This window comes from Syntrophothermus sp. (assembly GCF_013314835.1).
Lineage (GTDB): Bacteria > Bacillota > Syntrophomonadia > Syntrophomonadales > Syntrophothermaceae > Syntrophothermus > Syntrophothermus lipocalidus.
On the sequence record NZ_JABUEX010000035.1, the window covers coordinates 1 to 15,344 of the forward strand.

14 protein-coding genes are annotated in these 15,344 nt (G+C 52.7%); 2 read left to right on the forward strand and 12 right to left on the reverse strand.

Going from position 1 to position 15,344, the window contains the following annotated elements; all coding sequences use genetic code 11:
- Window positions 1–182: 182 nt before the first annotated feature.
- The 9 genes from HPY90_RS10700 to HPY90_RS10740 all read right to left on the reverse strand — a co-directional run bounded on the left by HPY90_RS10700 (window position 183) and on the right by HPY90_RS10740 (window position 9,837).
- A complete protein-coding gene (locus HPY90_RS10700; protein WP_013175873.1) occupies window positions 183–1,013 on the reverse strand; it encodes a pyruvate, water dikinase regulatory protein in 831 nt (276 codons plus the stop codon).
- Window positions 1,014–1,127: 114 nt separating this feature from the next.
- Entirely contained in the window at window positions 1,128–1,904 is a 777-nt protein-coding gene (gene cobS, locus HPY90_RS10705; RefSeq protein ID WP_287194380.1) for an adenosylcobinamide-GDP ribazoletransferase, read from the reverse strand.
- Between the two features lie 52 nt (window positions 1,905–1,956).
- Entirely contained in the window at window positions 1,957–2,364 is a 408-nt protein-coding gene (locus HPY90_RS10710; protein WP_287194382.1) for a GNAT family N-acetyltransferase, read from the reverse strand.
- A gap of 93 nt (window positions 2,365–2,457) precedes the next feature.
- Entirely contained in the window at window positions 2,458–3,090 is a 633-nt protein-coding gene (locus HPY90_RS10715) for an NUDIX hydrolase (RefSeq protein ID WP_287194384.1), read from the reverse strand.
- A gap of 219 nt (window positions 3,091–3,309) precedes the next feature.
- The gene (locus HPY90_RS10720; protein WP_287194386.1) at window positions 3,310–5,649 is read right to left on the reverse strand and encodes an endonuclease MutS2; all 2,340 of its coding nucleotides are present in this window, start codon (window positions 5,647–5,649) and stop codon (window positions 3,310–3,312) included.
- A 2-nt stretch (window positions 5,650–5,651) separates the two neighbouring features.
- On the reverse strand, window positions 5,652–8,144 hold the full coding sequence (locus HPY90_RS10725) for a U32 family peptidase (RefSeq protein WP_287194388.1): 2,493 nt from the start codon (window positions 8,142–8,144) through the stop codon (window positions 5,652–5,654).
- A gap of 73 nt (window positions 8,145–8,217) precedes the next feature.
- On the reverse strand, window positions 8,218–9,177 hold the full coding sequence (locus tag HPY90_RS10730) for a Nif3-like dinuclear metal center hexameric protein (RefSeq protein WP_287194390.1): 960 nt from the start codon (window positions 9,175–9,177) through the stop codon (window positions 8,218–8,220).
- A gap of 120 nt (window positions 9,178–9,297) precedes the next feature.
- The gene (locus HPY90_RS10735; protein ID WP_013175880.1) at window positions 9,298–9,537 is read right to left on the reverse strand and encodes a DUF2283 domain-containing protein; all 240 of its coding nucleotides are present in this window, start codon (window positions 9,535–9,537) and stop codon (window positions 9,298–9,300) included.
- Window positions 9,538–9,639: 102 nt separating this feature from the next.
- Window positions 9,640–9,837, reverse strand: coding sequence for a hypothetical protein (locus tag HPY90_RS10740; RefSeq protein ID WP_287194392.1), 198 nt, complete (start codon window positions 9,835–9,837; stop codon window positions 9,640–9,642).
- Window positions 9,838–10,016: 179 nt separating this feature from the next.
- On the opposite strand from HPY90_RS10740, the gene HPY90_RS10745 reads away from it, so the two are divergent.
- Window positions 10,017–11,306, forward strand: a complete 1,290-nt coding sequence (locus tag HPY90_RS10745) for a phosphatase PAP2 family protein (protein ID WP_287194393.1) — start codon at window positions 10,017–10,019, stop codon at window positions 11,304–11,306.
- Here the strand turns inward: HPY90_RS10745 and HPY90_RS10750 are convergent.
- Genes HPY90_RS10750 through HPY90_RS10760 form a run of 3 tightly spaced genes read right to left on the reverse strand, consistent with a single transcriptional unit; the run spans window position 11,193 to window position 13,956 of the window.
- Window positions 11,193–11,945 carry a DUF421 domain-containing protein gene (locus tag HPY90_RS10750; protein ID WP_287194395.1) on the reverse strand — a complete coding sequence of 251 codons (753 nt, stop codon included), beginning with the start codon at window positions 11,943–11,945 and terminating at the stop codon, window positions 11,193–11,195. The genes HPY90_RS10745 and HPY90_RS10750 overlap by 114 nt on opposite strands.
- 56 nt (window positions 11,946–12,001) lie before the next feature.
- Entirely contained in the window at window positions 12,002–13,678 is a 1,677-nt protein-coding gene (gene polX / locus HPY90_RS10755; protein ID WP_287194396.1) for a DNA polymerase/3'-5' exonuclease PolX, read from the reverse strand.
- A complete protein-coding gene (locus HPY90_RS10760; protein ID WP_013175883.1) occupies window positions 13,678–13,956 on the reverse strand; it encodes a cell division protein ZapA in 279 nt (92 codons plus the stop codon). The genes polX and HPY90_RS10760 overlap by 1 nt, the downstream gene beginning before the upstream one ends.
- Before the next feature lie 282 nt (window positions 13,957–14,238).
- On the opposite strand from HPY90_RS10760, the gene HPY90_RS10765 reads away from it, so the two are divergent.
- Window positions 14,239–15,330 carry a HEAT repeat domain-containing protein gene (locus tag HPY90_RS10765; RefSeq protein WP_287194397.1) on the forward strand — a complete coding sequence of 364 codons (1,092 nt, stop codon included), beginning with the start codon at window positions 14,239–14,241 and terminating at the stop codon, window positions 15,328–15,330.
- Window positions 15,331–15,344: the final 14 nt, after the last annotated feature.

A 15,344-nucleotide genomic window follows, 5' to 3' on the forward strand; every position in this document is an offset into this window, starting at 1 on the left:
GTTTGCCGCCGGCTTCCTTCAGATTCCACCTCGCGATGGACACCCTTGCCTTAGGCTAATGGCTACTGCTACCTTCGCCGCTCGGGACTTCCACCCTATAGCCAGCGCCCATGCCGGGCGCACATAAGACAGCCCACCTTCGCAAAGGTGGGCTGTTCGCTTACAATTCACATTCTCCGCGTCTAATCTTCGAACTTGGCGTGAGACCACTTGATGCGGAAATTAAACTTCTGCATTATAATGTGCGCGGTTTCCTCTATGTTGCGCGAAGTGACGTTTATGACCTCACACTTTAACTTGGAGAAGATAAGGTAGGCGTTTTCTAAAATCTGCTCCAGTTCCTCATCGACGCTTTCCAGGTTCAGAGGCGGGTCAAAGCGGTGAACCAGATCCCGCTTCATCTCGATAAGCGCGTCGATGTCCAGGTCTAAGCCTACCATCGGCTTAACCCCGCGTAGGTCCAATATTTCTTTCGGAATGTGAAAATCACGGGTTATAGTATAGTTGGCGACCTTCAGACCGAGGTTAGCCAGGAACATAGACAAGGGAGTTTTGGAAGTCCGGGGTAGCCCTAAAATAATAAGATCAGCCTCGCCAATGGTATCGAGGTTCTGCCCATCATCATGCTCTAATGTGTACTGGATAGCCGTCATGCGGTGGAAGTAAGCATCGTCCATCTGGTGCGTTAACCCGGTGATGCAGGCTGGTTGAAGACCTGTTTTGTCGCTTATAGCCTGAAGCAACGGCTGCAACACGTCTATTGCGACTACCCCCATTTCACGACTCTGCTGTTTCATATACTGGGAAATCTCGGGAATGACGATGGTATAGACGATGATCGCATCTGCCTCCCTCGCCCTCCTTATGAGGTTGTCTACCTGTTCCTTTTTGACTATCCTGGCAAAACGGGTCAATTTTCGCTCGATGTCAAACTGCAAAGCCGATGCTACAGCGATGCGTTCTGCTGTTTCCCCCAGGGAATCGGATACGGTGAAAATGTTCAGACTTTTCATAACTAATCTCCACCCCTTTCCCAAACATGTCCAAACCCGTCCCTCGGAATCGTACACCCTATGACTAATATATTAGAGAAACCCTTACACTTTTCCTGCAAAAACCGCCACTTTTTATAACAACCAGGATAACCACCCGTGTTCTGCTAGAGCCAAGGCCGCAAGAACCACTGCCGTCTCGGCCACTTCATTTATTGCCCCGTAAGTATCCCCCGTCAGACCGTTCAACCGCCGGTTCAGATACCAGGCAACGGCTAGTCCACAAAAAACCCCGGCCCCGATCAGAGCTAATCCCGTTACACCCGCAATTCCGCACACCACAGTCAATGCTATCACCGTCGCCAGTATCGCGTGTTTTGCCGTCACGTTTTCGGCAAAAGGACGTCCTGTTCCCGGTCCTGACCGCGCGTAAGGGAAACAGGCCAGAGCCCAAACCATCGAGCACCGGCCAATCACTGTGAAGACTATGAGGACGCGGCAAACATGAGCAGGTTCAAGCAAAATTAAGGCAACCAGTTTGAAGGCCAGAACCACAAAACAGGCAATAACCCCCATCGCTCCTACCCGGCTGTCCTTCATTATCTCTAACATCTTATCCCGGCTCTTGCCGCTCATGATACCGTCGGCAGTATCCATCAACCCGTCCAGGTGCAACCCTCCGGTTAACCCTATCAATCCGGCCAACGCCAACAGTACCGCCACTTCATGAGACCAAATCACCCGGCTCAAGTAGTAAATGAGAAGCAAGGCCGCTCCTATCATCAAGCCGGTTAAGGGAAAAACAGCCGCCGCCCCGGCTAACTCCCCCGCTTTCACCTCGTCTTTAATCTTCACAGGGAGTCTCGTAAGAAACTGAACGGAAATCAGAACTGACCTGCCCCATCTTAGCAATAGCCTTCTTCCCTTTCTTGTCTGTATTTGTTTCCGTGACTAGCCCTATTCATCAAAAATCTTCTTCCTCTTGTTGACGTTCAAAGCCCATTTTTGCCCAAAAACCTACAGCAGATGGATAGGACTCGAGAACAACGCGTTTGAATCCGAGGGCCCGGGCCAAGCCCTTAAGCCACTCGACACAGAAAGTCCCTATTCCCTCTCTCCGTCGGCTAGCCGGTACCTTCAGATTGGCGAGAAAAACCGAATCCTCCTCCAGTTTAAAACGAAAGTAAAATTCCTCTTCAGATGATCTGCTGTGATCAATACTTTTGATCACTACCGTACTGTCCTCATTCTTAAGAAGCTCCAGCTTCGTTTCCAAGCCGCTGCAGCAGAAAGCTATCAGATCCTTGAGCTCGGAATCAAGAACGGGTCTTTCCCTTGACTCTCCTCGCGCCTCGACACGGCAAACCAGCATTTACCTCCCCCCGATGATTCCCGTTCATCCTTCCCTTATTACACACCATCGAAAACTTGTGCGGATCCCCTTGGGAAACACGCCTGCCCAACCCTATCTCAAACCTTCCGTCTCAGACTTCTTGAGAAGTTCCAAAAAACTCACCAGTATCCTGGCTGTCATTCCCCAGATAACCTTGCCTTCGTAGCTGTAGAAATACGTTCGGTAAGTTCCGGTACTCCATTTATAGCTTTTGCCGCCAGGAATGAGGTCGAAGGGAAAATCATCCCCCGGATCCAGAAAAACCCTGACATCATACACCCGGGGAGTGGTCGACTTCAAATAATTTAACGGGACAAAGAATACCGATTTAACTTCACTGTGATTGGGATGAATGGCCTTCGGGTTGTCTATTTCACACAAGTAGGGATAAACGATGGAATTATAGGGGGTAATCAACACGTCGAGCGGAGCGATGAACTCCATATCGTTTCTGGTTATGCCCAGTTCTTCACAGGTCTCCCGCAAGGCTGCTCGAACCGGGTTGCGATCGCTTTCTTCTACCGCTCCCCCTGGGAAACACACTTCTCCCGGCTGCCGGTTTAAGGTCAATGCCCTCTCTTCGAACAGGATATTTACCTGCCCTTCGAGCTTTACCAGAGGTACCATCACCGCCATCCGGTTCAACTCAAATTCACCTAGGATACCGGCTTGCCTTCCTCTTAACCGAAAATATGCATCTTCCACTGCCCATTTCTCCTTATCCTCATAGACTTCTTGCCGTCGAGTGCCATCGACCCACTACAGAAACACTCGAACTTGGCCAAACCCTCCCAGAGGATTTCAGGCTGGGCTTCACAGGCAAGACGCGCCCCGTGGCCCCAATCCAGATATACATAGTATATACTGCGGTTACGGGGTCTTCAACATCCAAATCTCTGTTCTTCCACTTTTTTACACACGCTATTACTTGCGGAAAAAAGCCACCGTTACCCCGTGACCCCCTTCCTCGCGTTCCCCATCGCGGAAACTCGTCACCCGAGGACACTGGGCCAGCCACTCGCGCACTGCCTGTCGCAGGGCACCCGTTCCTTTCCCGTGAATGATGCGGACCTTCTCCAACCCCGCCAGGTAAGCATCCTCGATGTAGCGTTCGACCTCGAAGACGGCATCATCCGCAGTAAGCCCTCGCAGATCAAGTTCGGGAGAAATCCTCTTGGCCTTTTCCAGAAATGCATGGCTCTTTCTTCTCGCCATTTCTTCTTCCGGCGGAGTAGTCAGAACGACGTCATCCCTGGGAACGGTTAACTTGAGAATACCGACCTGCACCAGTACCTCGTTTTTATCGTTAGGCCCCTCTAGAATATAACCCCTGCGGCCGATGGAACGGATCTCTACGTAAGCGCCGGGGTTCAGTTCCGCTCCTTCCGGGGCTTGCAGGCTTCCCACCTGCCTTTCTGTTCTGAGTCCGCGTACCCGGTGCCGCGCTTTCTCCAGTTCGTGCCACTTAGGAGGTGTTTCCCTCTCTTTGAGGCTGCGTTTTACCTCATCCAGGACGGTGTCCGCCTCCCGCTTAACCTTTGCTAAATAGCTCTCGGCCTCTTCCCGCGTTTTTCGTATAATGTCCTCCCGTTCCCGCCGCAATTTCTCTTTCTCCTCCTGGAGCGCCCGGCGTTCCTCCTCCATTCGGCGTCGTAACTCTTCGACCTTGTAGATATCGCTTTCTAGTCTCCGGCGGTGCTCCTGTACCTTGTTTATGATACGCCCCAGGTCCTGCTCGCTCTGAGGAACAAACTGGCGGGCTTTTTCGACTATGCGATGATCGAGTCCGAGTCTTTCCGCAATTTCTAGGGCGTTGCTGTGCCCGGGTATACCGATAGACAAACGGTATGTCGGTTGCAGCGTAATCGGGTCGAATTCGACACAAGCGTTTTCAACCTTTGCTTCTTGAAAGGCAAAGACTTTGAGCTCGCTCTGGTGAGTGGTTACCACGGCCTTCACCCCTTTGGCGAGCAATTCACCCAGTATGGCTCTGCCTAAAGCCGCTCCTTCCACCGGGTCGGTACCCGCCCCCAGTTCATCCAGCAACACGAGGGACTGCGAAGTAGCTCTCTTGAGGATGTCGATGATGTTGGTCATATGAGAGGAAAAGGTGCTGAGTGACTGTTCGATGCTCTGTTCGTCCCCGATATCCGCATAAACCGCGTCTACCAGCGCGATCTCAGTACCTTCAGCTGCAGGCACGAACAGGCCTGACATAGCCATGAGGGTAAGCAGCCCCACGGTTTTTAAAGTCACGGTCTTGCCCCCGGTGTTAGGTCCGGTAATAACCAAGATATCAAAACCTTTCCCCAACTCCAGATCTACAGGCACCGCTCCTTTGCCCAAGAGCGGGTGTCGTGCCCGTCTCAGAACAAAAACACCCTGTCCGTTCAACCGGGGAGCAACCGCATTCATTTCCAAAGCTAATCTTCCCTTAGCCAGAACAAGATCAAGGTCGGTAAGTATCTCCAGATCGCGCTCCAGTTCTGATACGACAGGCTCTAAGAGAGAAGTCAAGCGGCGCAGGATCTTTTCTATCTCCCGGTTCTCAGCCATTTCCAGCCTGCGGATATCGTTGTTAACGTGTACCACGGCTTCCGGTTCCACAAACACCGTAGCCCCGCTGGCAGATTCATCGTGGATGATGCCCTTAACTTCTAAGCGGTACTCTGCTTTAACCGGAACCACGTAACGCCCCTGGCGTTCGGTTATAATAGCGTCCTGCAGAAACTTCTGGTAATGAGAAGACCGCACAAACTCTTGCAAGTACTCCCGTACCCTGTTTTTGGCCGTTGCTATCCGGTTTCGTATGGCCTTTAGTTCGGGCGAAGCAGTGTCGCGCACTTCTCCTCCTTCATCTATGGATTCTCGTATCGCCCTCTCTATACCCTCATCTACGAATAGGTCCCGGGTCAAACCCCATAGACCGGGGCATTCTCTCCCGTCTACCATGTCTCGAGCTAGGCGTGATGCCCGCACTAGTGCCCCCACGTCTAACAACTCTCCTGTGCTGAGAGGAACCCCACTTCTTACCCGCCGCATGTGCTGGCGGATATCCTTGACCCCGGTCAAAAAACCGGTATCCCTTAACCGCAACACCTTCAAGGCTTCTCCGGTCTCTTGTTGGCGCATGCTGGCGGTCTCCAAATCGTAGACGGGCTGCAGTTCCAACGCCTTTTCAGCCCCCATCGGCGAACAAGCCTTTTGACTCAACATTTCGAGAATTTTGTCAAACTCCAGGCGGTGCAGCGCTTTTTCTTCCATATCTAGACAACTCCTCGGTAGTAGTGAATCTTACTGAAGTCAGACAGGGCCACTTTCTTCAGCCTTTCTTTCAGCGATGCCAGCCTGACCGGTTTGCCCTGTATTAAACCATCAATAGCCTGACGGTAAACCAGCACCGTTTCTGCAACTGCCTGGGCTGAACTGAGGCGGGCTTCAATACGCAACGTCCCTATTCCCAGTTCTAAGAGCTCTGGCAATTCTTCTATCAAACAAAGGGTACGAGAATTAAAGAGGTACACCCGGCAATGGTTATCAGCCCTGACCGGGAACTCGTAGCCTTTGCGATCCACAAGGAAAAACTCATCCTCCCGGCACGGCCGCTCGCACTTTCCCTCTTTTCCTTGTCCTAAAGCTTTCCAGGGGCAGTAGGCCGAAACCATCAAAATTAAATCCCCGTGCGTCAAAACTTCGGCCCAGCTCAATTCCGGCTGCGGCCAGTTCTTGAGCTGGCTCGAGCTCAACTCCGGCGAAAGGCAAAAGTTCTCGGCCCCATGCTCTAACCAAAATCGAGCTGCCTCAGGATTAAACGTGTTGAGCGGATAGTCGGCAAAAACAGTCAACCCTCTCTCGCGGGCCTCCAGCAACAAACCAGGGTTGGCTGCAAGCACTCCTTCGAAGCCAACTTCTTCTATCTCATCCCAAGGTATCTCCTGCAATGGCCCCGTTATTCGGGGCAAAGCCAAGACAAGTTCGTGTCCCTTGTTGATGGCCAATTGTTTGAGTTCTAATACCTTGACCCGCTCCGATGTCTTTAGCCCTTTTAATCCTTCTAGATCCAGATATACGCGATCGGCTCCGGACTCCAGAGCAGCTCTAGCCACATCGACTCGGCCGGCGAACACCGAAAGCATCGTTCTTCGGGCAGGTTTCTCGAAGCGCCATTCGCTACTTTTTGCCGCACGCTCATTGAGCCTACGTGTGAACTCCTTCCGGTCAATAGCCGGTGGTTTGGCCAGTTTTAGAATATTTTCCCGCAGCTGGTCGGCTGCCTCGCGCCGCGCCTGATTAATCTCGCTGAAAGGCACTATCAGCGGCTCTTCCACAAACAATTTGAAGTCTTCAATCTCGAAGGGAGTGTTGCCTAACCGACTGACCTTTTCGTAGATATCTTGCTCGCTCAAAGGCCTGGTTTCTGCCGGAACCGCGGTCGAACGGGTACAGGCTTGGGCCTTGATCCCTCGTTTGTCCCTGAAAGTTATTTTTAGCGGCTCTCCCCGCGACACCTCCACAACCGCCCCAATCTTTACCTTGCCCTCAGGGCGGTTCTCCACCATGGTCGCGGCTGCCCGCCCTACTAAAACAGTATCGTGAGTCCGAAACACCCTGTCACCCGGAGCAACTCTACAGCTGAGAGGTATTACTGGCACCGAACCCGGCCCTGCCTCCTGTACGGCCTGTCCCTGAACCTCAAGATGCGTTACCACGGTAGCCGGATTCTTGCCCGATCTCACCCACACCTCGATGCCATCTCCAACCCGCAAGGACCGCGTAAGGCGGATACTAGTAAAACCGTCTGCCTTTTGACTCAAGACCCGCCCTATATAAATCCCCCGGTTGTTAGGACGGCTCGGGCTCAGTACCCCTGTCCCTCTTCCTGCCCACAACCCGGGCGTAAAGGTGCGGTTAAATATCCCGGCCAACTCCTCCAACATTTCCTGAGGCACGGTATCTTCCCCGGCCTCTAAACGATCGAGAGCCTGCCGGTAAACCCGGGTGACTGTTGCCACGTATTCCGGCCTCTTCATCCTACCCTCTATCTTTAAAGAATCGACCCCTGCTGCCTTGATATCTGGCAAACATTGAATAAGGCAAAGGTCGGCCGGGCTCAGAGGGTATTCCCCGGCCTGAGCGTAGTCCCCTTTTTCTTTCGACCGCAGCCGGTAGGGCAGCCGGCAGGGCTGGGCACAGCGGCCGCGGTTGCCGCTCCGTCCCCCGACCACGCTGCTGAACAGGCACTGCCCGGAGTAACTGTAGCAGAGCGCCCCGTGAACGAATATCTCGATCTCGATGTCCGGTACCGCCTCGCGTATAGCTTCGATTTCCTGCCGTGTCAGTTCGCGGGCAAGCACTACCCGGCTGAATCCGTTTTCTTTCAAGAAACGGACCCCTGAGACGTTGTGAATGGTCATCTGGGTGCTGGCGTGCAGGCGCAGATCGGGAAACACCTTGCGCAGAACCGACATAAGACCGATGTCTTGAATGATAAGGGCATCAATACCCGATTCCTGGAGTTGAAAGACAAAGTCAAGAACCGCATCGAATTCCGTCTGGTCGATGAGGGTGTTGACGGTGATGTAAACCTTCTTGCCGCGCACGTGGGCATATTCCACCGCTTTTCCAATGTCTTCGATTCCAAAATTCGCCGCGTATTGTCGGGCGCTGAATTCCCTGCCTCCCAGATACACGGCATCGGCCCCGTTTTCGATTGCCGCTATAAACGATTCCCAGTTTCCGGCCGGTGCCAGCAGTTCCACCCCCATCACCCCCTTTTACCGATTGAACCCCTTCATCCTTCATTCTCCATTCTCCATTCTTCATTCTTAATTCTCAATTCTCAATTCTCCTCACCCTTATTAACCCCGATGCCGGGATGATCTTTACCCCTGCCTTCTCGATTTCGTCCAGGAACAAGTTGAGCCCGAGCGAATCGCTGGCCATGTGTCCGGCCACAATCACGTTTATATGGTGGTCTTTGGCGTTCTTGCGATGCTTCTCCTGCATATGCATACAGACAACCGTGCCGATGCCGGCCGCTGCCATCTTTTCGTAAGCCTGCTCGGAACCGGAGGTTCCCCCGGTCATATCCACCAAGATGCGGCCTGCCCGCTTCTTCTTGTCACCCGCAAATACACGGGGTCCGGCCTTGAGTTTTCGAGCCTCCCGGTACTCAGGGATATTCTCCAACGCTTCCACCACGTCGCCCACCGTCCGCAACCCCGCATTATCGAGGTAATCCTGCAGAAAACGGTTGACCAGGTTATCGGCTGCGGTGTGTACGCACATGAAGGGTATACCCATGAGCCTCGCCGCATCCACCGCCCGCTGGTGGTTGACCGGGGCTATGAGCCTCTCTACCTCGGCTATGCGGGGCCCGAGTATGCCCTCGGCCACGTTAATAGGTATCCCGGCCCGGTAAAGAAGATCCGCCTGCAACTCCATCACCTGGTGTAAAGCTGCCTGGGCTTTCCCTTCGGGATGATGGGCAATGACCAGGTCTATCTTCTCGCCCCGTTCTCGCAGGCGGTCTGCCAGCAGCATCTCCGGGGTCTCGATATCGACCCCGCACATAACTGTGTTTACTTCTTCTTCACCATTTCCGTTAAGTATTCGGGTGTCGGCAAACGGGTTCCATAGCGAATCCTCATCAAAGAACTCCCGGTCCTTTTCCTCCAGCTTCTCGTAATCTTTGCGGGCCTGGGCCAGCAGCCTCTCGATTTCCTCCCGGCCCCGCACGTCGCTCTCAATCCCCTTCTCTACCGCCAATCGATATATGTCTGCAAGTTTCATAAGCCAAGTCCCCTCTCCCTGAAGTTGCTGGGAAAAACAATGTACGAATAGAATGGTTATCTTCTGTCAAACCAGGCACAGCCGTTTATCGGCAATTTCATAATCACGTTGGACAGACAACTACTCAGCAGGGAACAGCGTATTCCCAGGCAAAGAAACAGCTATATCCTCTAATATAACTTTTCGAAAAACATCTAAACTGCCGAACCTTCTGCGAGCGTCTAGAACCTCTATACCAGCCAGGCGGCCGTCTTCTGCGTAATCCAGGGCAATTCCCTCTGCGACATGTTCCGTCGTAACCGTAGTTTCGATAAACCTGATGTAGAGAGCATCAACTTCAGCATCATAGGTTATTCTCATACCCCCAAACCCCTTTCAAAAGTAATATACATACACGGTGATCACTACAATTTCACTAGCCTCTTCCACAAAAATAGGGCGAACCTGTTTCGTAGAGTAAACCTACCCGTTCCATTCTTCCCTGTATGCAAAGTTTTTTCGACATTCCCAGCGCTCATCCTGGGCAGCTTCCCAAAAACCAGTCCTAATGGTTTCTAGTATTTCTTCCTCCGTTGACCCGCGGTATAAGGCGTTCTCACGCGCATGCCTGGACAAACGGATTGGCTTTGCCCGTTCTCGGCCTGTTTCAGATTCGGTCAACCGCGACCCCTCCTCCCTACGCTTAACTATAACCCGGCACACGGTTTCACTCAATAGGCTCTTCGGGGCCGCATTTCACATGGTGGGTTGGTCTCTCTCATTGCTGCATCTCTACGTTATGAGTTATAATGTGTGGGAGTTTTTGAAGCCACCGGTGCATATAGGAGGAGTGATACCCCGTGTTCGGACTGGATTGGCACAGCCTATCTGAAGCGTTGGTAGCCTACGGATCGATTGGGCTCCTTATAGTTGCCTTTGCCGAATCATCGTTTTTCCCTATCCCCCCGGATATCCTCTTAATCGGCCTTTCCGTCAATCGACCGGGGTTGGCTCTGTGGTATGCAGCGATTACTACCGGTGGTTCGGTCATAGGAGGCCTGTTCGGTTATTTTTTGGGAGTCAAGGCTGGTCGCCCTCTTCTCTCCAAGCTGGTTTCCGCAAAGCGCCTGCAAAAGGTAGAAGAACTTTTCGCGCGCTACGGTGGTTGGGCTGTAGCTGTGGCCGGTTTTACCCCAATCCCTTATAAGATCTTCACTGTTGCCTCCGGCATTTTCCGAATAAGAAAGCGGGTTTTTGTTCTCGCCTCACTGGTCAGCCGGGGGGCCAGGTTTTTCTTTGAGGGATTTCTCCTTTTCGCCGCAGGCGCCCGAGCTCAGGAGTTCATAACCAAGTACTTCGAGCTCATAACTATAGGATTGGTCTTAGCTTTCACTCTTATCTACGTGGTTCTGCGCCACACCCCTGCAGTCTCTTTAGGGCGAAACCTTTGGACTACGGGCAAAACAAAACTCGAAAACTTCTATTCCCGCCGTTTGGCTTGGCTGAACCAGAATACCCCTCTCCTCCCGGCGGCTACACTTGTAGCTTCGGTGTGCTTGTTAGTTTTTGCCTCGCTAGCCGAGGAACTCTTGGAGAACGAGCTCGAGCCATTCGACGTCGCGGTATCCCAGGCGGTGGCCGCCTTTCACCGCCCTGCCCTCACCGCCGTAATGAAATCGGTCACCGTCATCGGTTCGCCTGCGGTCATGACAGGCATAGCAGTTATTCTATGGCTATGCCTGACGCTGACCAGGAAACGGTCTCTTGAAGCCCTTACAGTGGTACTGGTTCTGGCAGGAGCAGGCATGACAAACGAGGTGTTGAAAAACGTCTTCCACCGAATCCGGCCGGAGCTCGCGCCCCTGGTCCCGGCTCCCGGATACAGTTTCCCCAGCGGTCATGCCATGATGTCGACCGCCTTTTACGGGTTTCTGGCTTACCTGGTCTTTCGCCACTCGTCTTCGCCCGTGACCAGATGGGCTTTTTCGTGTCTTGCTGCGCTTTTAGTGCTGGCTATCGGTTTCAGCCGGGTTTATCTAGGAGTCCACTACCCTAGCGATGTGCTGGCTGGCTTTGCTGCCGGCGGGTTCTGGCTCGCCAGTTCCATCTTGTGCTTGGAACTTCTCCAGCCTTCTCAGAACATCGTCTAGGACCATCCGTATCTCTTTCACCATTCCTTCCAGTTGAGCAAGAGAAACCGGCGGCTCTTTTTCCCCGTCGCCCGTCATGGCCGGTTTGTTCAGTACGTGCTTTCTTGACACCGGCTCCAGGGTTAAAATGCTGTCAGGGCCCGGTTCCCAGTTAAGCCCTAACTCACCACGGGTTACGGGTTCAAAATCAGGCTTGAGGACAACGCTGAAGCCTCCGCAGGGCTCCAGTATGCCTTTGTCTACTTCGCTCACATCCCTTATTCCCTGTTTCCGCAGTTCTTGCATCAGGTCATCGACATTAAACTTTTCCCGGGCCAGGTTCTCCCTTATAACCCGGCCGTTATCTATGACAACTACCGGCACCCCGGAAATGAGGCGGGCTAAGCGCTGGCTTTTGAGCGAGGCAAAGCCCATGATATACTCGAGCCCAGCCAGGGTCAAAAGCACCACGATGCCTTCGTAGAAAGGAAGGCTGCGGTCCAAAGCGATCGAGGTCAGGGTATGGCCTACCCCGGTCATTATCACAAAATCAAAGAGCCCCAGTTCTCCCAGGGCTCTCTTTCCCATAAACCTTATTACCACCATGGCCAGAAAATACATACCTACAGCCCTCAGGACGAATTCCAGCATCTCATCCATCCTCCGCCAGGCTAATCCAGGTCGGGACCCTGACTTAGTATGCTGCTTCCAATCCTTTATTTATTCCTGAGGTAAGCCATGAGCTCTTCTGTTTCCAAAGTGTTCAACACATCCTCCTTGCTCAGCCACCCTCTCCTGGCGTTTATCACCCCGTATTTTATCAATCCCAGATCAGCCCGGTGGTGGGCGTCACTCGAAATCGCAATTTTTATCCCCTTTGCCTTGGCCTTAAAAGCGGTTTCCTCGTCGATGTCCAGCCGGTCCGGGTAAGAATTGATTTCCAGAGCCGTGCGGGTTTGGGCTGCTGCTTTTAAAACCGCTTCGATGTCGATCTCATATCCTGGGCGCCGCCCCAGAAGCCTTCCCGTGAGGTGCCCGATGATGTCGACGTGCGGGTTTTCAACCGCCTTGAGCACGCGCTCGGTCTGCTCAGCACGAGACAAACGAAAATGGCTGTGAATGGATGCTATAACCACATCCAGGTTTGCCAAAACCTCATTCGGCAGGTCTAAGCTGCCGTCCTTGAGTATATCGATCTCGATACCGGTCAGGATCTTGAACCCGTCGTTTTCCCGGTTAAGTTCTTCTACCAACTTCCCCTGGGCTAAAAGCCTTTCCACATCGAGCCCGCGGGAAACAGCCAGAGAACGCGAATGTTCGGTTACAGCCATGTAGGAGTAACCGAGTTTTGCGGCAGCGGCTACCATTTCACGCAAACTGTGGGCCCCATCACTCCAATCGGTGTGAATATGCAGGTCGCCTTTAATATCTTCCAGAGTTACCAGATGGGGTAAAGCAAAGTTCCGCGCCAATTCGATCTCGCCCCGGCCTTCGCGCAACTCCGGAGGAATATACTGCATAGAAAGCAGCCTGTAAACGTCTTCTTCCGAATGAGCCGAACTACAGTCGAAGGTATCTAAGGCAGGTTGTATCTGTTCGCGATGGGTTTTAGACCCCGTACTGATGACCAGTGCTCGCCAGAACTCCCCAAACGGTACTATCAACACCTCAAACACAATGCCTGGCCTTAATCTACCCTTAACGTGTCCTGGTTTCTCTTCGGTAATTTCCTGAACCCGCCGGAAACGCCGCACCTTTTCTCTCACGGCTTCTTCCTCGGCGGACCCGACCAGGATATCTATGTCTCCTACTACGGGTTTTCGCCTTCTCACGCTTCCTGTAATCTCGACTATCTGGACACAATCGAACCCCGAAAGAAAGTTCTTGAATTCGAGAGCAAGAGGTAGGGCTGTTCCCAAGTTGAAACTATCTCGTGTTGACCGGAGCATTTCAATGCCCTTTTTGATATTGTATTCGGTCTTGGCACCCATCCCTGGGAGTTCTCGAATCCTCTTCTCCTGGGCGGCCCGGTATAGCTTTTCCAGAGTATCGATTCCGGTCTGAGCGTAGATGGCCCCGACTGTTTTCGGCCCCAGGCCAGGTATAGCCAGCATCTCTAGAACCCCGGGCGGCACTTTTTCCTGAAGTTCCCGGTAGTACTTGAGGTCCCCGGTCTCCAAAAGTTCTTGTAACTTGGCCCGAATCGCCTTACCGGCCCCCGGAATACCCTCCAGGCCATGATGCTTTGAAACCTCGTGCAGATCGGTCTCCATCCGGTAGATATGGTTGGCTACCTGACGGTAGGCCCTGGCTTTGAACGGGTTCTCGCCCAGTATATCGAGTATATCGGCGATCTCATCCAGAATCCGGGCAATTTCCTGATTATCCATCATCAACCCATCCTGCTGGTCTTGCCTTCTTCCAGCTTCTTTACCAACTCATCATAGTCCTCTTGTAGCTTGCTCAGCTCGTCTGCCAAATTGAGAGCTGCTAGAACTGCCACCTTCGTTGCCGGCAAGCTAGGCATCTTTTGGCTTATACCCTGCATCTTGCGGTCCACGTATGCCGCCAGCATCTGTATGTACTCGGGATCCTCCGTCCCTTTTACCACATAGTCTTCGCCGAAGATCTTGACATTAACCCTGGTAAACTCGCTCTTCCTTTCTTTCATTGCCACCCCTCCCTGCCACGGGTTTTTTCCTTCATTCGACACCCGGGCCTTGTTTCCCTTCTCTCTCGATCCAGGACACCTTGGCTACTCTATTGCAAGAAAAGTCTAGGACAGATGTCGAATAGTGTCAAAAAATTTTCCTCCTTTAGAAGCAGGAGTACTGTCATATAATGTCGAATAGCTGGTTTGTTGGCAATTAATCCCTGGTCAATGATTGCGGAAAATAGCGAAAGAATCCGTAAAGATGTTCGCCGCCAATATGAAACGAGGAGCGTGCAGCTCGTGCCGGGTATCGATGAACTCATAAAATCACTCAACTCAGCCAGCGAAAAGGAGCGGGCTTTTGCCGCTGAAGATCTTGGCTACGAGAACTCCGACGAGAGCGTTTCAGCCTTGGTCGAGAGGTTGCAGGTCGAAGATTCCCGATTTGTCCGCGAGGTTATCGTCAACGCCCTCAAATCGATGGACACCCCGCTGCTGATCAACACCGTGGTATCGCTTCTTTATAGCGATGACGCCTTTACCCGCAACTCCGCCATCGACATTCTGGCCAGGCTGGGAGATAAGGCCGTTGACGGTATCCGGCCCCTGCTCGCTGATCCCAGCAAAGATGTGAGGAAGTTCGTGCTCGACATAGCTTTCCATATAGGGGGCGCAGAGGCGAAGGCGGTCTTAGCCGAGGCTTTAAGTGACCCTGAGGTGAACAACGTGATCACCGCCGTTGAGTACCTGGGACGGCTAGAATCGACTGAATATACAGACCGTATCAACGAGCTTTTCCGGTCTACCGGGAACCTGCTTTTGCGCTGTACCTGTCTGGAGGCTTTGGCTCGTATCGGTGATGAAACCAGCCAGGAAATAGTCACCCGGCTTTATCCAGACTACGAATCAATCGGCGAGCTCGAAAAATACTCGTACCTCAAGTTCATAGCCGGTAAAGGAACTCGGGACCATCTCCCGTTGCTGTTGTCTTTCATGCGCGAAAAAGGCCCGTTGATGGTCAAAGAGATTATCAACGCCCTGGAGGGCATCCTGCAACGCAACGGTTATGACCTATTACCATCGGAGTTGTTGTCGGAGATCGTACATTTTATCGGGAGCCCGATCAATGACATCAACCGCTACGAGCTTCTGGTGCTTCTGGGAGAGTATAAAAATCCCGAGATATACTCGCTTTTTCTCCGGTATCTCCAACCAGAAAATAAGCTCGCCTGCCTGGGAGCAGTCGAAGGTTTAGGGCTATACGGCAACCGTGATGCGGTGACGTATTTGAATAACCTTAGACAGCACACTCACGATGACGAGCTCTTAGAAGCAATTCAAAGATCGCTCGAACTCTTACGGGGGCGAGGCGGCGACTGCTGGGCTGATTAACCTGAAACGGAGGA

What these genes read in the sequence shown, in the direction of transcription:
- HPY90_RS10730 (WP_287194390.1), bottom strand. Translation starts at nt 9,177, where the DNA reads ATGAAACTTGCAGACATATATCGATTGGCGGTAGAGAAGGGGATTGAG.
- HPY90_RS10760 (WP_013175883.1), bottom strand. Translation starts at nt 13,956, where the DNA reads ATGAAAGAAAGGAAGAGCGAGTTTACCAGGGTTAATGTCAAGATCTTC.
- HPY90_RS10750 (WP_287194395.1), bottom strand. Translation starts at nt 11,945, where the DNA reads ATGGATGAGATGCTGGAATTCGTCCTGAGGGCTGTAGGTATGTATTTT.
- HPY90_RS10735 (WP_013175880.1), bottom strand. Translation starts at nt 9,537, where the DNA reads ATGAGAATAACCTATGATGCTGAAGTTGATGCTCTCTACATCAGGTTT.
- HPY90_RS10700 (WP_013175873.1), bottom strand. Translation starts at nt 1,013, where the DNA reads ATGAAAAGTCTGAACATTTTCACCGTATCCGATTCCCTGGGGGAAACA.
- polX (WP_287194396.1), bottom strand. Translation starts at nt 13,678, where the DNA reads ATGATGGATAATCAGGAAATTGCCCGGATTCTGGATGAGATCGCCGAT.
- HPY90_RS10710 (WP_287194382.1), bottom strand. Translation starts at nt 2,364, where the DNA reads ATGCTGGTTTGCCGTGTCGAGGCGCGAGGAGAGTCAAGGGAAAGACCC.
- HPY90_RS10720 (WP_287194386.1), bottom strand. Translation starts at nt 5,649, where the DNA reads ATGGAAGAAAAAGCGCTGCACCGCCTGGAGTTTGACAAAATTCTCGAA.